Genomic DNA, 20,080 nt, shown 5'->3' with positions numbered 1-20,080 from the left:
GACAGGAAAACAGGGCATCCTCTGGCGTATGACGACGCACGACGGGTGGGACAACGGGACCGGCGGACGCCGGGACGCCGGCGACATCAGCGGCTGGGAGACCCGCACCAGCCGGCCGGGCCAGGACGGCCGGGCCGGGCAGGGCGGGTCGGGCTACCCGGGCGGCGGCTACGGCCGGCCCGGGGCTCCCCGGGCGCAGAGCCAGGGCGAGCAGCCGCTGCCGCCCGAGCTCAACCCGCGCGGTCCCGGCGCCGGCCGCCGGTCCGGTGGGCAGCAGGTCGGCCGGCCCGTGCCGCAACAGCAGCAGCCGTCGTACGGGGAGCAGCCCTCCTACGGCAAGCAGGGCTCGCCCGGTTCCGGCCTGCCGCCGGAGCTGGACCCGCGCGGTCCCGGGCGCTCCACCGGTCCCGGCGGGCCGGGGCGCGGCGGCAACGGCGCCGGAACCGGCCCGGGCTCCGGACGGCGCAAGTGGTCCCGCAGCCGCAAGATCAGGTTCACCCTGTTTGCAGTGGTGCTGACGCTGCTGGTGGTGAGCGTCGGCACCTACTTCTGGGCCGACTCCAAGCTGACCCACAGCAATGTGCTGGTCGACTACGCCGGCCGCCCGGCCGCCGGCAAGGGCACCAACTGGCTGGTCATCGGCTCGGACAGCCGCCAGGGTCTGACCAAGGCGCAGCAGCAGGCGCTGCACACCGGGTACGACACCGGCGCGCGCACCGACTCGATGATGATCCTGCACGAGGGCTCCAACGGGAACACGCTGATGAGCATCCCGCGCGACTCCTACGTCACCATCCCGGCCTGGACCGACAGCAAGGGCGTCAAGCACAGCGCCGCCAAGCACAAGATCAACGCGGCCTTCGCCGAGGGCGGCGGCGCGCTGCTGGTGCAGACGCTGGAGTACAACACCGGCATCCGCATCGACCACTACGCCGAGATCGGCTTCTCCGGCTTCGTCAACGTGGTGAACGACCTCGGCGGCATCGACATGTGCCTGGACAAGGCGATCGTCGACAAGGCGTCGGGGGCCAACCTCAAGGCCGGCTGCCAGACCCTGAACGGCGCGCAGGCGCTGGCCTTCGTCCGCGAGCGGCACCAGGAGGCCACCCAGGACCTGGCCCGGATGCAGCACCAGCAGCAGTTCCTGGCCGCGCTGTCGCACAAGGCGACCTCGGCGGGCACGCTGCTGAACCCGTTCACCCTCTACCCGACCCTGGACAGCGGCCTGTCGCTGCTGACCGTGGACAACAACACCGGGCTCACCGACCTGGGCTCGATGTTCTTCGCGATGAAGGACGTCAAGGGCGGCAAGGGCAAGACCATCACCGTGCCGATCGCCAACGCCAACTACCCGACCCCGGCCGACGGCGACGCGGTGAAGTGGAACATGACCGAGGCGAAGCAGGTCTTCGACGCCTTCAAGAACGACACCACGGTGCCGACCTTCTCCAGCTGAGACCGGCGGTCGCGGACGGGCGGGGGACGAACGCCGACCGGCGCGCGGGGCGTACGGCGGACGGGCCAATGTGCGGCCCGCCGCCGTGCGCCGCGCGCGCTTTCGTCCGGCCGGGGCCGATGATCGGATCATGACCAGCCCCGAGGACCCCCTGCCGCCCGAGCTGTCGCCGCGCGCGCAGGCCGCCAGACTCGGCGGGGTGCCCAAGGAGCAGGCCGACCCCTCGGCCGGCGGCGCCTACCGGGCCGGGAGGCGGGGCCGGCGGAAGGCCGCGGGCGGGCCGAAGCGGCGGCGCAGCCGCTCGAAGACCCTGCTGCTGGCGCTCGGAGTGCTGGTGGTGCTGGTGCTGCTGGTCGTGGCCGGCACCTGGATCTGGGCCGACGGCAGGCTCACCAAGGTGGCCGCGATCACCGACTACAGCGGGCGCCCGGCGAACGGCCCCGGCACCAACTGGCTGATCGTCGGTTCGGACAGCCGGGCCGGGCTGACCAAGCAGCAGCAGCAGGAGCTGCACGTGGGCTCCGACACCGGGGTCAACACCGACACCATCATGGTGCTGCACAAGGGTTCCAACGGCCCGGTGCTGATGAGCATCCCGCGCGACTCCTACGTCACCATCCCCGCGTACACGGACAGCGGCGGGACCGCGCACGCCGCGCACAAGGACAAGATCAACGCCGCCTTCGCCTCCGGCGGTCCGCAGCTGCTGGTGAAGACCGTGGAGACGACCACCGGCATCCACCTGGACCACTACACCGAGGTCGGCTTCACCGGGGTGGTGAACATCGTGAACGCGCTGGGCGGGGTGCCGATCTGCCTGTCGGCGCCGGTGGTGGACTCCCGGTCGGGCGCCGACCTCAAGGCGGGCTGCCAGACCCTGAACGGCACCCAGTCGCTGCAGCTGGTGCGCACCCGCTACTCGCTGCCGGACTCGGACCTCAGCCGGATCCAGAACCAGCAGCAGTTCCTGCAGGCCATGGCCAAGCAGGTGGTCAGACCGGGCACCTGGCTGAACCCGTTCACGCTCTACCCGTTCCTGAACGCCGCCCTGGACTCGCTGACCGTGGACCAGGGCACCGGGATGTGGACGCTGGCCCAGTTCGGCCGGCAGATGTACCAGGTCAGCGGTTCGGGCGGGAAGACCGTGACGGTGCCGCTGGCCACCCAGGACTACACCACCCCCAGCGGGGCCTCGGCGGTGCTGTGGTCGTCCAGCGGTTCGGCGACCCTCTTCGACGAGATCCAGAACGACCGGCCGGTCACCGCCAAGACCAACCCGTCCGGCACGACCGGTAGTTGACCGTGCGTCAACCCACGTGCCGGGCCAGCGGGTTGGAGCCGATGGAGTTGGCCACGGCGAAGCTGACCGAGCCCTGCCGGTAGCGGTCGTCGGACCACTCGATCGGCCGCCCGGCATGGGTGGTGGTGGTGCGGCGGATCCGCAGCAGCGGTCCGCCCCGGCGGATGCCCAGCAGCTCGGCGTCCTGGGTGCCGGCGGCGACGGCGTCGATGGTGTGCTCGCCGTAGGCGAAGATGATGCCGATGTCGTCGTAGAGGGCCTGGACCACGGACTCGCAGTCCGCGGGCAGCCGCTCCACCGCCTCGGCCACCCAGATCGGGTAGGCGTTGCGCTCGACCAGCACCGGTTCGCCGTCCAGACCGCGCACCCGGAGCACCTGGAGCACGTCCGAGCCCGGCGGGATCAGCAGCCGCTCCACGTCCTCGGCGGTGGCCGGGCGGCGGTACTGCTCGATCACCCGCCCGGTGGCGGTGCGCCCCATCGCCCTGGCCCACTGGGCGAAGCTGCGCAGCTCGGCGAAGCTCTGGCTGCGCCGGTTGCCGAGGACCACCCGGCGGGCCCCCTGCCGGGAGCCGATGCGGCCCTCGGAGGTCAGTGCGGCGACGGCCTGGCGGACCGTGCCCCGGGACACCTCGTAGCGGGCGGCGAGGTCACTCTCGGTGGGAAGGGTCCCGCCGACGGGGTACTCGCCGCGGTCTATCGCGCGGCGGAGCTCCTCGGCGATCTCCTCGTGGCGTGCTGCCACCGTGTGAACCTCCATTTCAGTGCGGTTGGATTGTGCACAGTGCTGTCACCGGAGGGGCGCCAGCGCCGCCCTGGGGCGGCCGACTGCGTGATCGTACCGTTACCTGCACGGGACGTGAAACACCGGTCCGGCAGGCGGGATAACGACAGCCAGAGGAGCGCAAGTGTCTACGTCGTGTTAACCATGCGGTCATCATCCTCGGGCGTACTGTCACCAGCTTGTCCAAACAAGTCTCGCCTTTCAGACGCCTCGTCAGGAGACCTCGTGACCCCCTCCCGTACCCGGGCCGCCGCCCTCACCGGCGTCCTGGTGGCCGCAGCGCTCGCTGTCAACGCCTGTGGTTCCTCGACCTCCAAGACCGCTGCAGCCGGTTCCACGGCCGGTACCAAGAGCGCTGCCACCGCGACCTCCGCGGCCGACCTCGGGGGCATGGACGCCCTGGTCGCGGCCGCCAAGAAGGAGGGGACGCTGAACGCGATCACCCTTCCTCGTGACTGGGCCAACTACGGCGCGATCATGGACGGCTTCACCAAGAAGTACGGCATCAAGATCAACGACGAGAACCCCGAGGGTTCCAGCCAGGACGAGATCAACGCCGTCACCACCCGCAAGGGCCAGGGCCGCGCGCCCGACGTGCTGGACCTCGGCGGCGCCTTCGCCCTCAGCGGCGCCCAGCAGGGCCTGTTCGCCCCGTACAAGGTCGCCACCTTCTCCTCCATCCCGACCGGCCAGGCCGCCACCGACGGCTCCTGGACCTTCGACTACGGCGGCTACGTCTCCATCGGCTGCAACGAGACCAAGGTCAAGGACTGCCCCAAGACCTTCGCCGACCTGCTCAAGCCCGAGTACAAGGGCATGGTCGCACTGAACGGCGACCCGACCCAGGCCGGTGCGGCCTTCGCCGGCGTCTACGCGGCGGCCCTGGCCAACGGCGGCAGCTTCGACAACATCCAGCCCGGCCTGGACTTCTTCAACAAGCTGAAGAAGGCCGGCAACTTCAACCCGGTGCAGGCCAAGCAGAGCACCGTCGAGTCCGGCGAGACCCCGATCACCATCGACTGGGACTACCTCAACGCCGGCTACGCCGCCGAGTTCAAGTCCAAGGGCATCAACTGGCAGGTCAACGTCCCGACCGACGGCCTGTACGCCAACTACTACAACCAGGCCATCAACAAGTGGGCGCCGCACCCGGCCGCCGCCCGGCTGTGGGAGGAGTACCTCTACAGCACCGAGGGCCAGAACCTCTTCCTCGGCGGCTTCGCCCGCCCGGTCGAGATGGACGCCATGAAGACCGCCGGCACCCTGGACACGGCCGCCGCCGCCAAGCTGCCCGCGGTCAGCGGCACCCCGACCTTCCCGACCCAGGACCAGATCACCAAGGCCAAGGCCGCCCTGGCCGCCGGCTGGTCGAAGGCCATCTCCGGGTGAGCACCGCCGCCCCCGCCACCAACGACGGGGCCGTCGCGCCCCGCCGCCGTCCGGGCAGCTTGCTGCGCCGGGCGGCGGCGGGGCGCCTCGCCGTCGTTCCGCTGCTGCTCTTCGTCGCCGTGGCCTTCGGCATCCCCGCCGTCGCCATGGCCTACGGTGCGTTCACCACCAACACCTCCAGCACCCCCGGCACGCCCTCCGCCTTCACCTCGGGCAACCTCAGCGCCTCGCTCCAGGGCGGCTACCTGACCGCGCTGATCGGCAGCGTCAAGCTGTCCGCGATGTCGGCGCTGATCGGCACCGTCGGCGGGCTGCTGCTGGCCCAGGCCGTGGTCACCTCCCGGTTCCAGGCGCTGCGGCACGCCGTGCTCAGCGCCTCCGGGGTGCTGGCCAACTTCGGCGGGGTCCCGCTGGCCTTCGCGTTCATCGCCACCCTGGGCAACGCCGGGGTGCTGACCACGCACCTGCACCTCAAGGACGCGGGCTGGAGCCTCTACACCTTCTGGGGCCTCAACCTGGTCTACCTCTACTTCCTGGTGCCGCTGATGGTGCTCAGCGTGCTGCCCTCGCTGGACGGGCTGCGCCGGCAGTGGCGCGAGGCGGCCCAGAACAACGGCGCGACCACCTGGCAGTACTGGCGCCATGTGGCGCTGCCGGTGCTCGCGCCCTCGCTGCTGGGCGGCTTCGTGCTGCTCTTCGGCACCGCCTTCGCCGCGTACGCCACCGCGGCCGCGATGGTCGGCGCCTCGGTGCCGCTGATCACCCTTCAGATCGCCAACGCCCTCAACGGCAACGTGGCCGCCGACGCCGGCAACGTGGCCCTGGCCATGAGCCTGGACATGGTAGTCATCGCGGTGCTGGTGATGGCCGTGTACCTGCCCCTGCAACGGAGGAGCGCCCGATGGCTGGTATGACTGCGGCGACGCTCACGGCGTCCATCGACCCGCCCCCCGGCGAGCAGGCATCCGCGCGCCGCCGCGGCCGGCCGCGCTTCGGCCGCGCCGCGGTGCTGGTGATCTTCGGGCTGTACTTCGCCGTCCCGATCCTGGCCTCCTTCCTGTTCACCGTCGACGACCCGGTGAAGGGCTTCAGCCTCAGCGCCTACAGCCAGATCTTCAGCGTCGCCGGCCTCTGGCCGGCCCTGCGGCTCTCGCTGGAGCTCGCGGTGGCCACCATCGCCGTGGTCTACCTGCTGCTGATCCCCGCGGTCGTCGCGGTCCGGCTCGGCGGGCCCCGGCTGCGCACCTTCGTCGAGCTGGTCTGCACCCTGCCGCTGGTCGTCCCCTCGATCGCGCTCACCGCAGGGATCACCAGCGTGCTCCGCTGGGGCAGCGACAACATGGTCCCCGGCCAGACCACCTTCATCCAGCAACTGCTGATCGACATCCAGAACCCCAGCTTCCCGGTGATCCTGCTGCTCGCCTACGTGGTGATGGCGCTGCCGCTGGCGTACCGCACCCTGGACGCCGGGATGCGCGCGCTGGACGTGCGCACGCTGCTGGAGGCGGCGCAGAACAACGGGGCGGGGCGGACCCGCGCCATCGTCACGGTGATCCTGCCCAACCTCCGCGGCGCACTGCTGAACACCGCGTTCCTCACCCTGGCGCTGGTGCTCGGGGAGTTCACCGTCTCCTCGATCCTCGGCTTCGTGCCCTTCGCCGTCTGGATCGTCAACGGCAACGCCGCCGGCCAGGGGCCGGTGACCGTCGCCGTCTCGATCGTCAGCCTGGTGCTCACCTGGCTGCTGCTGCTCGTCCTGTCGGCCGGCGGCGGACGCCGCGGCGCCGCCGCCCCCGCGAACCAGTGACCCCATGAAGACCACAAGCTCCAGGGAGCCCCAGATGACCGAGACGGCCCCCACAGCCGACACCCCGTCCCTCACCGATCCCGTCCCACCGGCCGCCGCCGACAGCGGCGCCGGGGCCACCGTCGAGTTCCGCAGCCTGCGCCGCAGCTTCGGCGCGACCACCGCCCTGGACGGCCTGGACCTGACCGTCCGCCCCGGCGAACTGCTGGCCCTGCTGGGCCCGTCCGGCTGCGGCAAGACCACCGCGCTGCGGATGGTGGCCGGCTTCGAGACCCCGGACTCGGGCGCGGTCCTGGTCGACGGCAGCGACATCACCGGCATACCGGCGCACCGCCGCGACGCCGGCATGGTGTTCCAGTCCTACAGCCTGTTCCCGCACCTCAACGCCCGCGACAACGTGGCCTTCGGCCTGAAGATGAGGCGGGTCGGCAGCGCCGAGCGCCGCAAGCGCGCGGACGAGCTGCTGGAGCTGATCGGCCTGCCCCAGTACGGCGACCGCTACCCGCACCAGCTCTCCGGCGGCCAGCAGCAGCGCATCGCGCTGGCGCGGGCCCTGGCCCTGCGCCCGCGGGTGCTGCTGCTCGACGAGCCGCTGTCGGCGCTGGACGCCAAGGTCCGGCTGACGCTGCGTGAGGAGATCCGCCGGCTCCAGCAGGAGCTCGGGATCACCACCCTCTTCGTCACCCACGACCAGGAGGAGGCGCTGTCGATGGCCGACCGGGTCGCGGTGATGCACGCCGGACGGCTGGAGCAGTGCGCCACGCCGGCCGAGCTGTACGCCCGCCCGACCACCGCGTTCGTGGCCGAGTTCGTCGGCACCATGAACCGCATCCCCGGACGCGTCGGCGAGGACCCGGGCACCGTCGAGGTGCTGGGCCAGCGGCTGCCGGTGGACGGCGAGCGGACCGCCGCGCAGCAGGACGTCGAGGTGCTGGTGCGCCCGGAGAACGTACTGCTGACCCCCAAGGGAGGCGGCGGCGCGGTCATCACCGGCAGCACCTTCCTCGGCGCGGTCACCCGGCTCGGTGTCCAGCTCCCGGACGGACGGAGCATCAAGGTCGACCTGTCCACCCACGAGGCCGCCGCCCTGCCGGCCGGCAGCGGGGTCACCGTCTCGCTCCCCGAGCGCCCGGTCCTGGTGGACGCCCGCGCCACCGACTGACCCCGGCCGACCGGCCCGACCGGCCCACTGCGGAGCTCCCCCGGGGCCCCGCAGCATCAGCCTGCCCGCATTCCACCCCCTGCAGAGAGCAGCTCACGTGCCGCCGATCCAAGCCACCGACCAGCTCCAGGCCGTCCTCTTCGACATGGACGGCACCCTGGTCGACACCGAGAAGCTCTGGCTGGAGGCGGTGAGGAGGCAGGCGGAACAACTGGGCCTGGCCCTGGACGAGCGGGACCAACCGCACATCCTCGGCCGCGCGGTCGAGGACACCGCCGAGCACCTGCACCGCCGGCTGCTCGCCGAGGACGCCGCCCGGCCGCTCCCGCTGGACCGGCTCGCCGACGCGCTGGAGGAGCGGTTCGCGGTGCTGGTCGCCGCCGAGGTGGTCCCGATGCCGGGCGCCCTGGCGCTGCTGGACGCGCTGGTGGCCTCCGGGGTCACCACCGCCCTGGTCTCCGCCTCGCCGCGGCATGTCGTCGACGTGGTGCTGGACTCACTGGGCCGGCACCGCTTCGCGGTCTCCTTCGCCGCCGGGGAGACCCCGCGCACCAAGCCCGCCCCCGACCCCTACCTGGCCGCCGCGGCCGCGCTGGGCGTGGCGCCCGCCCACTGCGTGGCGGTCGAGGACACCCCCACCGGCATCGCCTCGGCCGAGGCGGCCGGCTGCGCCGTCCTCGCCGTGCCCTCGACCGCCCCGGTCGAGCAGGCACCGGGCCGCCTGGTGGTGGGTAGCCTGCTGGAAGTAGATCTTGCCCTGCTGCGTGCCCTGGTCAGCGCGGGGGAAGAGCGACCCGGTCGACCGTGAGGATCCCGCCACCCATGCCCTACCTGCTGCTCGCCCTCGCCATCGGCAGTGAGATCTGCGCGACGGTCTCGCTGAAGTACTCGGAGGGCTTCAGCCGGCTGCTGCCCAGCCTGGTGGTGGTGGTCGGCTACGGCCTCTCGTTCGTGTTCCTGGCCCAGGCGTTGAAGCACATACCGGTGAGCACCGCCTATGCGATCTGGTCCGGAGCCGGCACCGCGGTGGTCGCGGCGGTCGGCTTCGCCTTCCTCGGCGAGGGGGTCAACGCCCTCAAGCTGGCCGGGATCGGCCTGATCATCGCCGGGGTGGTGGCGCTCAACCTGGGCGGGGCGTCGCACTGACGTTCCATCAGCACCGGTACGGCATGGCACTATCGACGCGTGACCGAGCAGACGGCCGAACTCGAGGACGCCGACCACCCGGAAGCGGCGGCGCAGGTCGCCGAGAAGCGCGTCACCAACGCCGAGCTCTTCTTCGACCTGGTCTTCGCCCTGTGCGTCACGCAGGTCTCGGCGCTGCTGCACGCCCACCACGGCTGGGCCGGCGTCGGCCACGCGCTGATCGTCTTCGTCCCGGTCTACTGGGCCTGGGTCGGCACCAGCGTCCAGGCCAGCACCCATGACATCGACAACCCGGTGGACCGGCTCACCATCTTCGCGGTCGGCCTCTGCGGCCTGTTCATGGCGCTCTCGGTGCCCCACGCCTACGGCTCCCGCGGGCTGCTGTTCGGCTGCTCCTACCTGGCCGCGCGGCTGGTGCTGGCCGGCCGGGTGGCCGCCATCGGCGGCCAGCTGGTCAGCCCGTTCGGCATGGGCGCCCTGGTCACCGGGCCGATGATGGTGATCGGCGGCGCCCTGCACGGGGGTGCGAGGACCGCCCTGTGGGCGGTGGCGGCCGCGCTGGACCTGGCCACGCCGGTGCTGGCCCGGAGCCGGCTGCTGGGGGTTCAGGTTCACCCGGCCCATCTGCCCGAGCGGTTCACCCTGTTCCTGCTGCTCGCGCTCGGCGAGACGGTCATCTCCGTCGGCGCCCCGCTGGCCGCCGCGGCCCACCTCACCGCCGCCGAACTGGTCGCCGTGGCCGTCTCGTTCGTGCTCATCGGCGGACTGTGGTGGGTCTACTTCGCCTACGCCGCCGACGCCATGCGGCACGCCGTGACCGTCGCCGCGGTCCGGGTCGACATCGTCCGGCAGGTGCTGTCGTACGCCCATCTCAGCCTGATAGCCGGGATCATCGCGGTCGCCGTCGGCCTCACCGAGTCGGTGGCCCACCCCGGCCTGCGGCTCGGCACCGGCAGCGGCTCGCTGCTGGTCGGCGGCTGCGCGCTCTACCTCGCCACCTTCGGCTACACCCGCTGGCGGATGTTCCGGCGGCTCTCGACGACCCGTCTGATCGCCGCCGGGATCTGCCTGCTGCTGCTCCCCGCCGTGCCCCGGCTGCCCGCGCTGGCCACCCTCGGCCTGCTCGCCGCGCTGGTGGTCGGCCTGAACGTCTGGGAGCAGCAGATCCGGATCACCCGGTCCGAATGATGAAATTCATGCAGTCGCTCATTGATCGACTGTAGACATTCATGCAGGATGAGGGGCTATCACGCACGGCCACCACCAGGAGGCACGTACATGGCCGCCGGCCCCACCGCCCCTCCCGAAGGCACCGCAGCGGACCGGGAACCGCTGCGCGCCTTCCACCTGCGGATCACCGCCACCACCTTCGGCGCCAACTTCTCCGACGGATACGCCCTCGGCATCATCGGCGCGGCGCTGCCGACGCTCACCACCACCATGCGGCTGTCCGGGGTGTGGCAGGGCCTGCTCGGCTCCTCCGCGCTGATCGGGCTGTTCTTCGGCAGCATCGTGCTGGGCCGGGTCGGCGATCTGATCGGCCGCCAGAAGCTGTACCTCTACAACTTCATCCTGATCACCGTCGCCTCCGCGCTGCAGCTGTGGAGCCACGACCCCGCGGTGCTGTTCGCGCTGCGGCTGCTGATCGGCTTCGGGCTGGGCGCCGACTACGCCGTCGGCCCCACCCTGCTCTCCGAGTTCGCCCCGCGCCGGCTGCGCGGGGTGCTGCTCGGCTCGCTCACCGTGCTGTGGACGGTCGGCTACGTCACCGCCAACATCCTCGGCACCTACCTCTCCGAGGGCGACACCTCGGCGCACTGGCTGCTGGCCAGCGCCGCGCTGCCGGCGCTGCTGGTGCTGCTGATCCGGATCGGCACCCCGGAGTCCCCGAGCTGGCTGGTCAGCCGGGGCCGGGTGGCCGAGGCGCAGGCCATCAGCCGGCGCTACCTCAAGACCGAGCTCGACGTCGACGCCGCCGCCATCGCCGCACAGACCCTGCCGCACGAGGCCGCCCCGCCGGTCCATGGCTACGGACAGCTGTTCGCGCCGGGGCAGGCCCGGAACACCTGGTTCGGCGTCGCCTTCTACAGCGCCCTGGTGCTGCCGTACTTCGCCATCTACACCTTCGTGCCGACGATCCTGTCCGGCCTCCAGGTCTCCGACCCCGATCTGCAGAACCTGCTGCTCAACCTGTTCCTGCTGCTCGGCGGCGTGGTCGGGCTGTGGTTCGTGCAGAAGATGGGCCGGCGCAGCTTCACCATCGGCTCCTTCGCGGTGCTCACCGCCTCGCTGCTGGCACTGGCCGCGCTCAGCGACGCCTCGGCGGTGCTGCTGATGATCCCGTTCCTGCTCTACACCTTCGTGATGTCGGGCGCCTCCAACATCACCCAGGTCTATCCGCCCGAGCTGTTCCCGACCGCCCTGCGGGCCTCCGGCGTCGGATTCCTGAACGGCACCAGCAGGGTGGCCTCGGCAGTCGGTACCTTCGTGCTGCCGGTGAGCCTCAGCGCCCTCGGTGTGGGCTGGTCCATGGTGTGGCTCGCCGGCGTGCTCGCGCTCGGCCTGTTCGCGAGCCTCGCCTGGGCCCCCGAGACCAAGCACGCATCCACCCAGGAAGGCATCCACCACCCTTGAACGCCCCGATACTCACCCTCGACGGCGCCTCGCTCACCTCCGCCGAGATCGTGGCCCTGGCCCGGCGGACCGCCCGGGCCAGGATCGACCCCGCCGCCCGTGACCGCATGCTCCAGGCCCGCCGGACGGCCGAGGAGGTGGTCACCCGCCGCCGCGTCTACGGGTACACCACCGGGGTCGGCGCCAACCGCACCACCGACATCAGCGAGGCCGCCGCCGACGAGCAGGGCATGCGGCTGCTGCGCAGCCACAGCGGCGCCATCGGCCCGCTGGTCCCGGTCGAGCAGACCCGGGCGATGCTGGCGGTCCGGCTGAACCAGCTGCTGCGGGCCGGTTCGGCGATCAGCGCCGACGTGGTGGACCGGATCGCCGAGGCCCTCGGCAGCGGCCACGTCCCCGAGGTGCACACCTACGGCTCGATCGGCACCGGGGACCTGACCGCGCTGGGCGAACTCGGCCTGGCCCTGGCCGGGGAGCACCCCTGGCGCAAGGGCGAGGGCAGCGGCCCCGCCCCCGAACCGCTGGCCCTGGACCTCTGGGACGCGCTGCCGCTGATGTCCAGCAGCGCCCTGACCATCGGTCAGGCGGCGCTGGCGCACCACGACCTGAACGCCCTGCTGGACGCCGTCCCGCTGATCGCGGCGCTCTCCCTCACCGTGGTCCACGGCTCCACCGAGCCCTACTCCTCGGTGGTGCACGCGCTGCGCCCGCACGCCGGGGCGACCCGGCTGTCCGCCCGGATGCGGGACCTGCTCGACCCGCTCCCCTGGGAACCGCCGCTGGTGCAGGACCCGTACGGCTTCCGCTGCCTGCCGCAGGTGCACGGCGCGGCCCTGGACGCCGCCGACGCGCTGGAGTCCGTCCTCGCCATCGAGATCAACGCCGCCTCGGAGAACCCCCTGCTCTCCCTGGAGCCCGCCGACTACCACCACCACGGCGGCTTCCACCAGGCCTCGTTGGCGCTGGCCGGCGACCAGCTCCGGCTGGCCGTGCTGGGGACGGCCCAGCTGTCCACGGCCAGGGTCGGGGTGCTGGTCTCGCCGGTCTTCACCGGCCTGCCGGCCTTCCTGGCCCAGGACGAGGACGGCAGCAGCGGCGTCATGATCACCGAGTACGCCGCCCAGTCGGCCCTGGCCGACCTGCGCACCCTGGCCCAGCCGGTGACCCTGGGCCACGCCGTGCTGTCGCGCGGCGTCGAGGAGCACGCCAGCTTCGCAGCCGGCGGCGCCCGGCACCTGCTGGACAGCGTCGCCCTGTTCCGGCTGGTCCTCGCCTGCGAACTGGTCGCCGCGGTCCGGGCGCTGCGGATGAACGGGGTGATCCTGGACCCGGCGACGGAGCTGGGCCGCTTCCAGCGCGACGCCGGCGCCGTCCTCGACCCCGGCACCGCCGACCGGGACCTGACCCCCGACGTCGAGGCGGCAGCCGCGCTGTTGGCCCGGCCCTTGCTGTGAAAGCTTGCAGGCGAACGGAGTTGGGGCGGAGGACCCCGGAGGAGCGATGATGGGGGAAGGCCGTCACCGAGCAGGTGCGACCCGTTACGCAGAAGAAGTAGGGATATGCCGTGGGAACGACCGGGACGATTCTGGTGGTGCTCGGCGCCTGGTTCGTCGGCTCTCTTTTCCTGGGGCTGCTGGTAGGCCGCATGCTGCGTTTCGGCCGCCTGCGCCCGGGCCCCCGCGCGGACGACGCGGCGCCTCCCCCCGCCCCCGACCCTGCCAGGACCGAGCCTCAGCCCCCGCCGCGGGACGCCCGCCCGTAGCGGCCCGCCGGGGCCGTTCGGCACCGTTCGGCACCTTCGGACGAACCTTTTGCTGAAGGGTGGTGAATTCCCGGGCGTCCAGGGGATGATGGCTGCATGACCGCCACGCGTCGTGCCGTCGAGCAGCTAGCGACCTGGCCCGACCTCAGCACCGCACCGGCCAGTTGCGGCACCGGATCAGCGATCTTCGCGGACGGCCGCGAGATCGTGCACCTGCACACCGAGCGGGATGCCGACGTGCTGCTCACCCGCCCGGTGATCGAGCGCATCCACGACGAGCTGGAGCGCTCCACCGCCTTCCGGCTGCATCCGGGTTCGGCCTGGGCCACCGTGCACCTCGACTGCGACGCCGACGGGGACCTGCTGGTCTCCCTGGTGAGCCTGTGCCTCAAGGCCGACTGCGGCCCCAGCGAGCCCTGCAACATGGGCCGCATCGAGATCATCCACGCCGCCTGAGTCCTTTGTCTCCAGGGGCGCGGGGAACTGCGCTGCCAACCATGCACCTTCGTAGGGCGTTGGCCCCGCAGTTCCCCGCGCCCCTCAAGAATGGTTACGGCAGGTTCCTGGCCATCACGATGCGCTGGACCTGGTTGGTGCCCTCGTAGATCTGGGTGATCTTGGCGTCGCGCATCATCCGCTCCAGCGGATAGTCCCGGGTGTAGCCGTAGCCGCCCAGCAACTGCACCGCGTCGGTGGTGATCTCCATCGCCGCGTCCGAGGCGAAGCACTTCGCCGCGGCGCCGAAGAAGGTCAGGTCCCCGTCGCCGCGCTGGGAGCGGGCCGCGGCCGCGTAGGTGAGCTGGCGGGCCGCCTCCAGCTTCATGGCCATGTCGGCGAGCATGAACTGGATGCCCTGGAACTCGGCGATCGCCTTGCCGAACTGCTTGCGCTCCTTGACGTAGCCGGCCGCGTAGTCCAGCGCGCCCTGGGCGATCCCCAGCGCCTGCGCCGCGATGGTGATCCGGGTGTGGTCCAGGGTCTTCATCGCGGTGGCGAAGCCGGTGCCCTCGGCGCCGATGATGCGGTCGGCCGGGATGCGGACGTTGTCCAGGTAGACCTCGCGGGTCGGCGAGCCCTTGATGCCCAGCTTCTTCTCCGGCGCGCCGAAGGACACCCCCTCGTCGCCCTTCTCCACCACGAACGCGGAGATGCCCTTGGAGCGCTTCTCGGGGTCGGTGACCGCCATCACCGTGTAGAACTCGGACACCCCGGCGTTGGTGATCCACCGCTTGACCCCGTTGAGCACCCAGAAGTCGCCGTCGCGCACCGCGCGGGTCTTCATCCCGGCCGCGTCGGAGCCCGCGTCCGGCTCGGACAGGCAGTAGGAGAACATGCCCTGCCCGGCCGCCAGCGGGGCCAGGTACTTCTGCTTCAGCGCCTCGTCGCCGGAGAGGATCACCGGCAGCGAGCCCAGCTTGTTGACGGCCGGGATCAGCGAGGACGAGGCACAGACCCGGGCCACCTCCTCGATCACGATGACCGTCGCCAGCGCGTCGGCGCCGGCGCCGCCGTACTCCTCGGGGACGTGCACCGCGTGCAGGTCGTTGGCGGTGAGCGCGTCCAGCGCCTCCTGCGGGAAGCGGGCCTGCTCGTCCACCTCCGCGGCGAACGGGGCGATCTTGGACTCGGCGAGCGAACGCACCGCGTCCCGGAGCATCTCGTGCTCCTCGGACACCCGGAACAGGTCGAAGTCCGCGGACCCGTTGGACGAACCATTGGACGCCATGCGCCTCACCCCAAGTTATCTACCGTTAAGTAACATCTGCTCACTCCAGATTCTAGAGCTTCCGGCGTTCAGTGCGTTGCGTGACCTCCGCAACAGCGTTCAGACTTCGCGGGTAGTATCCGCAGGCCCGTCTTACTTGCTCTACACAATCCATCCGGCGGAAGGACGTTCAGCGCCGTGAAGATCACCGTCATCGGGACCGGCTACCTGGGGACCACCCACGCAGCCTGCATGGCAGAGCTCGGCTTCGAGGTCCTGGGGCTCGACATCCTTCCCGAACGGGTGGCCGCGCTCGCCTCCGGGAACGTCCCGATGTACGAGCCGGGCCTGGAGGAGCTGCTGCGCAAGCATCTGCACGGGCTGGAGGGCTCCACCGGGCGCCTGCGCTTCACGACCTCCTGGGAGGAGGTCGGCGACTTCGGCGACGTCCACTTCATCTGCACCAACACCCCGCAGCGGCGCGGCGAGTTCGCCTGCGACATGAGCTACGTCGAGTCCGCCTTCGACCTGCTGGCTCCGCACCTGAAGCGGCCGACCCTGGTGGTCGGGAAGTCCACCGTCCCGGTCGGCAGCGCGGACCGGCTCTCCCGCCGGCTGGCCGAGTCCGCCCCGGCCGGCGCCGCCGCCGAGGTCGCCTGGAACCCCGAGTTCCTGCGCGAGGGCTTCGCCGTCGACGACACGCTGAACCCGGACCGGCTGGTCATCGGCGTCCGCAGCGCCGAGGCCGAGGCCACCCTGCGCGAGCTGTACGCGCCGCTGATCGACAAGGGCACCCCGCTGGTCGTCACCGACTTCCCCACCGCCGAGCTGGTGAAGACCGCCGCCAACTCCTTCCTGGCCACCAAGATCTCCTTCATCAACGCCATGGCCGAGGTCTGCGAGGCCTCCGGCGCCGATGTGGTGCAGCTGTCCGGGGCGCTCGCCCACGACACCCGGATCGGCGGCCGGTTCCTCAACGCCGGCCTGGGCTTCGGCGGCGGCTGCCTGCCCAAGGACATCCGCGCCTTCATGGCCAGGGCCGGGGAGCTGGGCGCCGACCAGGCGCTGACCTTCCTGCGCGAGGTCGACTCCATCAACATGCGGCGCCGCTCCCGGATGGTCGAGCTGGCCCGCGAGCAGTGCGGCGGCGCGCTGCTCGGCCGCCGGATCGCGGTCCTCGGCGCGGCCTTCAAGCCCGACTCCGACGACGTGCGCGACTCCCCCGCGCTCAACGTGGCCGGACAGCTCCAGCTGCAGGGCGCGCAGGTCACCGTCTACGACCCCAAGGCGATGGACAACGCGCGGAAGATGTTCCCCGCGCTGAACTACGCCGAGTCGGTGCTGGAGGCCGTCACCGGCGCCCATGTGGTGCTGCACCTCACCGAGTGGCAGGAGTTCCGCTCCATGGACCCGGACGAGCTCGCCGAGGTCGTCGCCGAACCGCGGATCCTGGACGGCCGCAACGTGCTCGACCCGCAGCAGTGGCGCGACGCCGGCTGGACCTACCGCGCCCTGGGCCGCCCCAGCTGAAACCCCGGCCCGGAATGCAGCCGCCGGTCCGCCGGTTCTCCCGAGTGACCGGGAGAACCGGCGGGACCGAGGGCCTACGGCCAGGGAGCACACCGATGAGCAGCTACGGCGACGACGCCACCGTCCGCGCGATCCTGGAGGGCACCGGGGACACCTGGGCGGTGGTCGGGCTCTCCAACAACACCGCACGCGCCGCCTACGGGGTGGCCAGGGTGCTGCAGCGCTACGGCAAGCGGGTGGTGCCGGTGCACCCGTCGGCCGAGACGGTGCACGGCGAGCAGGGCTACCCCTCGCTCTCCGCCGTGCCCTTCCCGGTGGACGTGGTGGACGTCTTCGTCAACAGCAGCCTGGCCGGAGCCGTCGCCGACGAGGCGGTGGCCATCGGCGCCAAGGCGGTCTGGTTCCAGCTGGACGTCATCGACGAGGACGCCTACCGACGCACCCGCGACGCAGGCCTGACCATGGTGATGAACCGCTGCCCGGCGATCGAGATCCCCCGCCTGTCCCACTGAAGCACGGGTCAGCGATGCCGCTTGGGCGGGTACAGCACCAGCTCGGAGGTGTCGACCGTCCAGTCGCCCACGGAGATCACATCGCCGAAGGTGTACGGCCGCGACTCGCGGTAGGTCTTGCCGTCGCTGTCCCAGTAGTAGAGGCAGGTTCCGTTGCGGGGATCAACGATGAGGTAGCGGGGGACGCCCATCAGCGGGTAGTCCCGGACCTTGTCGATGTAGTCGTTCTCCGGATTGGAGGGAGAGACGATCTCCACCGCGAGATGGACAGCGGTGGCGTCGACGGCCTCGGACGTGACGGCGGCGTCCTCGTCCACAACAGCGACATCGGGGCGGCGCATCTTCGCCGCAAGCGGATGTTCGATGTCGAAACCCCCCGCGAAGAGGCCCTCCGGCAGCTGCCGGGTGAGCTGGTTGGCAATACGCATCGCGTCCAGGTCATGAGCCCCCGAGTGGCCCATCATCATGACGATCTTGCCGTCGCTGATCTCGATGTGCGGACCGAACGGCGCCGGGGGCTCGAAGTGCTCAGCAAACTCACGCAAGTGCTGATAAATCGACCGCTCCGCCATGACTCCACGATAGCGGGCCAGTCCTAGAGCCTGCGGCGCACCGGCCCCACGGTCATCCACGCAGGAACGAGGCGGGTGCGGCTGGTGAAGGTGTCCAGCACGACGGGTTGCATCGCGGCGGACTCAGGCCACGTTGCCATGACGTTCGGCGTGGATGAAGGCGAGGAACGCAGGTCTTCGAACTTAGGCGGTGTGGAGGTGTCCGCGGACCCGGCGGGTGGTGACGCAGCGTGCGCGTAGACGTTGGTTGATCAGGCTGTTCCACATGGTGCTGAACTGGGTGTCGGTGAGGCGTGGAACTACCTCTTCTTCTTGATCTCCGCAGCTCGTTGCTCGACGTCGGGGAGAAACCAAGCGGGCACCTCGCCGGTGGATCGGAGATGTCTCCGCTCCTCCGGCGTGAGGTTATTGGCGGCGGCATCTACCGCAAACGCGTAGTCGGCCAACTTGTCCGATGCCTCGTCACGTCGAGCGCTGCCACCAAGCCGTGCACCGCCCCGAGTACGACCTCCCATGACTGCTAGGAGGCCGAAAAAGCCGAGCTTGCGGGCCTTCTTGTCAAGCGAGTCGCGAACAGAAAGCCAGCAAAGCCGGTCGTCACTCACATTCGGGACATGTTGCGGCTGTGTCATTTTGATTCCTCTTTCCTGATGGCGGCCCGTAGGGCCGCGGCGCGGGCTGCGGCGGCACGTTCGGCCGCGGTGCCTACCGGTTCTGGTGTGGGTGTCGGTGTGGATGCTCTTGGCGGTGCTGCTTGTGAGGCGCACAGATCCCGGCCGACGAAGGGGCCGCACTCGGATACTGACGAACCGGTGCCGACGGTCCAACTGGTGGATCCTGGATTCGTTGTGGCGTAGGTCGTCGACCCGGTGACGGACTGTGCGGAGCAGTTGCTCGAGCCGGAGGAGCCAAAGAGTTCGTAGCCCCCCGAGCGAGGCCGATCGCCCTACCTACGGCCCAGCGCTGGAGTTCCGGTCGTCGGTCGTATCGGCTGCGGCAGCCGCTGACTCACGATTGCGGCCTCAACTGTGGAAGCGGCGGAGCGGTGAACCCCACGGTCAGCAGCGAGGCGAGTGCGGCTGGTGTCGCCGCCTTGGGAGTCAGGCTGGTCATCCCAGCGAGCGGAGACTGTGTGATCACCACGAAACGGATAACACCCGCACCCTGGGCAGCAAGCCAAGCAGCCACCGCCGAGCGCGCCGCACTGTTGGCGGCGACGACGGTCCCGCAGCGAAGCTGCACCAGAGTATTCACATACGCGGCGGGATCAGCCCCGTGCGGAACCGTGTAGCGCTGCGCGACGGTCTTTCCGACCTCTGCCACCGCTTGCCGCAAGTCGGCCCACACAGAAGCCGACGTGGCGTCAACCCCGCCCAGCAGACAGACCCGCGCCAGGGAGTCCGCCTGCGACACAGCCGCCGGAGGGCGCGGCGAGGGGGATCCTTTACCGCCTAGCCAGCAGGCGACACCGACGACGACAAGTAGAGCCATGCCGCCTACTGCCAGCCACATCCGGGACCGCAACCGACCCATGGCACCGAGGCCCTTCACCCGAGCAACCCCCTTCGCACGCACCTAATCGAAATCATCCATAGCTGTAGCTGGCCACATCAGATAGACACCCAGCCCGCTGCCACTCGCGAAAGAATATGGATGCCAGCGGGAACAGACGCCCGGGGAACCTGCAGACTTCGCATGGCACACACCCCTACGAGCCAACGCCCAGCAAGCATTCGTCGGCAAAATCGGACAACCAATAAATAAGGTCCCTCATTCGATCCAAGAATCCCGGGTCGAGGATTTTCTTTCCCGCCATCCATTGCTCCCAGGGTCCTCCACTTTCAAGCAGAGGGCGCGAGTGGACGGAGCCTCTCTTCGCATCGATCACCGACAGGGCGCCCATTGCCCACCCGCAATCAGTGCTCATACCTGGCTGGCATAGATAGACCCCCAGGTAATCCTCGAGCGCGAGGGCATCTTCCTCTCCTCCGAATCTCGCCAGGGCGAAACAGTAACCCTTTCCCACATAAGGCTCTCCGACAGGTTGCAACAGATTCCTGATGCCCTGTGCAAACTGGAGCCGACGAGAGAATCCTACTAGCCATGCGGCAGTTAGGCGCCCTCGCCAACCTTCAGCCATTAGTACTTCGATTTCATCATCGGAGACCGAGAGCGAATCTGTAGCCAAGTCCCGCCCGAACGCGACAACTCGCGCCTCTGGGAGATCTCTGAAGTTCGCGGCGATCAGCTTTCTGTAGCGCCCATTCAGCTGTGCATACCGCACGAAGGGTTCAGATGGTTCGCTCATGCCATACATTCTC

The 20,080-nt window shown here is 70.4% G+C and carries 19 protein-coding genes; 14 read left to right on the top strand and 5 right to left on the bottom strand.

The annotated features are described in order from the left end of the window. Positions 1-28: 28 nt before the first annotated feature. Both ABUW04_RS08905 and ABUW04_RS08900 read left to right on the top strand, forming a co-directional pair. Positions 29-1,456, top strand: coding sequence for an LCP family protein (locus tag ABUW04_RS08905; RefSeq protein ID WP_380563871.1), 1,428 nt, complete (start codon positions 29-31; stop codon positions 1,454-1,456). A gap of 130 nt (positions 1,457-1,586) precedes the next feature. Then, positions 1,587-2,756: an LCP family protein gene (locus ABUW04_RS08900; RefSeq protein WP_380563870.1), complete on the top strand. Its 1,170-nt coding sequence runs from the start codon at positions 1,587-1,589 to the stop codon at positions 2,754-2,756. Between the two features lie 7 nt (positions 2,757-2,763). Here ABUW04_RS08900 and ABUW04_RS08895 read toward each other — a convergent pair whose 3' ends face one another. Beyond that, positions 2,764-3,501 (bottom strand): GntR family transcriptional regulator, encoded by a 738-nt coding sequence (locus ABUW04_RS08895; protein ID WP_030264123.1) that lies wholly within the window; start codon positions 3,499-3,501, stop codon positions 2,764-2,766. 264 nt (positions 3,502-3,765) lie between these two features. Here ABUW04_RS08895 and ABUW04_RS08890 point away from each other — a divergent pair, with 264 nt between their 5' ends. The 10 genes from ABUW04_RS08890 (at position 3,766) to ABUW04_RS08845 (ending at position 13,896) form a co-directional block, all read left to right on the top strand. Beyond that, on the top strand, positions 3,766-4,929 hold the full coding sequence (locus ABUW04_RS08890) for an ABC transporter substrate-binding protein (RefSeq protein WP_380563868.1): 1,164 nt from the start codon (positions 3,766-3,768) through the stop codon (positions 4,927-4,929). After that, complete coding sequence (locus tag ABUW04_RS08885) at positions 4,926-5,843, top strand: ABC transporter permease (protein ID WP_051726443.1); 918 nt, start codon at positions 4,926-4,928, stop codon at positions 5,841-5,843. Before ABUW04_RS08890 ends, ABUW04_RS08885 begins: the two co-directional genes overlap by 4 nt. Continuing rightward, positions 5,831-6,736, top strand: a complete 906-nt coding sequence (locus ABUW04_RS08880) for an ABC transporter permease (RefSeq protein WP_084715400.1) — start codon at positions 5,831-5,833, stop codon at positions 6,734-6,736. The genes ABUW04_RS08885 and ABUW04_RS08880 overlap by 13 nt, the downstream gene beginning before the upstream one ends. A 34-nt stretch (positions 6,737-6,770) precedes the next feature. Then, positions 6,771-7,898, top strand: coding sequence for an ABC transporter ATP-binding protein (locus ABUW04_RS08875; protein ID WP_380563867.1), 1,128 nt, complete (start codon positions 6,771-6,773; stop codon positions 7,896-7,898). A 97-nt stretch (positions 7,899-7,995) separates the two neighbouring features. Beyond that, complete coding sequence (locus ABUW04_RS08870) at positions 7,996-8,706, top strand: HAD family hydrolase (RefSeq protein ID WP_232242723.1); 711 nt, start codon at positions 7,996-7,998, stop codon at positions 8,704-8,706. Between the two features lie 14 nt (positions 8,707-8,720). Further along, entirely contained in the window at positions 8,721-9,044 is a 324-nt protein-coding gene (locus tag ABUW04_RS08865; protein WP_030264139.1) for a DMT family transporter, read from the top strand. Positions 9,045-9,083: 39 nt separating this feature from the next. After that, positions 9,084-10,232: a low temperature requirement protein A gene (locus ABUW04_RS08860; RefSeq protein ID WP_380563866.1), complete on the top strand. Its 1,149-nt coding sequence runs from the start codon at positions 9,084-9,086 to the stop codon at positions 10,230-10,232. A 90-nt stretch (positions 10,233-10,322) separates the two neighbouring features. Further along, entirely contained in the window at positions 10,323-11,678 is a 1,356-nt protein-coding gene (locus ABUW04_RS08855) for an MFS transporter (protein WP_380563864.1), read from the top strand. After that, positions 11,675-13,132 carry an aromatic amino acid ammonia-lyase gene (locus ABUW04_RS08850; RefSeq protein ID WP_030264147.1) on the top strand — a complete coding sequence of 486 codons (1,458 nt, stop codon included), beginning with the start codon at positions 11,675-11,677 and terminating at the stop codon, positions 13,130-13,132. Before ABUW04_RS08855 ends, ABUW04_RS08850 begins: the two co-directional genes overlap by 4 nt. Positions 13,133-13,536: 404 nt before the next feature. Further along, entirely contained in the window at positions 13,537-13,896 is a 360-nt protein-coding gene (locus tag ABUW04_RS08845; protein WP_030264156.1) for a luciferase domain-containing protein, read from the top strand. 94 nt (positions 13,897-13,990) lie between these two features. On the opposite strand, the gene ABUW04_RS08840 is transcribed toward ABUW04_RS08845, so the two are convergent. Further along, positions 13,991-15,166, bottom strand: a complete 1,176-nt coding sequence (locus ABUW04_RS08840; RefSeq protein WP_030264158.1) for an acyl-CoA dehydrogenase family protein — start codon at positions 15,164-15,166, stop codon at positions 13,991-13,993. A gap of 177 nt (positions 15,167-15,343) precedes the next feature. On the opposite strand from ABUW04_RS08840, the gene ABUW04_RS08835 reads away from it, so the two are divergent. Both ABUW04_RS08835 and ABUW04_RS08830 read left to right on the top strand, forming a co-directional pair. Next, entirely contained in the window at positions 15,344-16,675 is a 1,332-nt protein-coding gene (locus ABUW04_RS08835) for a UDP-glucose dehydrogenase family protein (RefSeq protein ID WP_380563862.1), read from the top strand. A gap of 95 nt (positions 16,676-16,770) precedes the next feature. Next, entirely contained in the window at positions 16,771-17,187 is a 417-nt protein-coding gene (locus tag ABUW04_RS08830) for a CoA-binding protein (protein ID WP_380563861.1), read from the top strand. Between the two features lie 8 nt (positions 17,188-17,195). On the opposite strand, the gene ABUW04_RS08825 is transcribed toward ABUW04_RS08830, so the two are convergent. From ABUW04_RS08825 to ABUW04_RS08815, 3 genes are all read right to left on the bottom strand, one after another. Beyond that, positions 17,196-17,759: a Uma2 family endonuclease gene (locus ABUW04_RS08825; protein WP_380563860.1), complete on the bottom strand. Its 564-nt coding sequence runs from the start codon at positions 17,757-17,759 to the stop codon at positions 17,196-17,198. A 299-nt stretch (positions 17,760-18,058) separates the two neighbouring features. Further along, positions 18,059-18,391 (bottom strand): hypothetical protein, encoded by a 333-nt coding sequence (locus ABUW04_RS08820; RefSeq protein ID WP_380563858.1) that lies wholly within the window; start codon positions 18,389-18,391, stop codon positions 18,059-18,061. A gap of 1,076 nt (positions 18,392-19,467) precedes the next feature. After that, on the bottom strand, positions 19,468-20,067 hold the full coding sequence (locus tag ABUW04_RS08815) for a DUF6000 family protein (protein ID WP_380563857.1): 600 nt from the start codon (positions 20,065-20,067) through the stop codon (positions 19,468-19,470). Positions 20,068-20,080: the final 13 nt, after the last annotated feature.

The organism is Streptacidiphilus jeojiensis, assembly GCF_042510965.1.
GTDB classification, from domain to species: domain Bacteria; phylum Actinomycetota; class Actinomycetes; order Streptomycetales; family Streptomycetaceae; genus Streptacidiphilus; species Streptacidiphilus jeojiensis.
The sequence above is the reverse complement of the archived record's forward strand: the minus strand, read 5'-3'. Positions and strand labels throughout refer to the sequence as shown.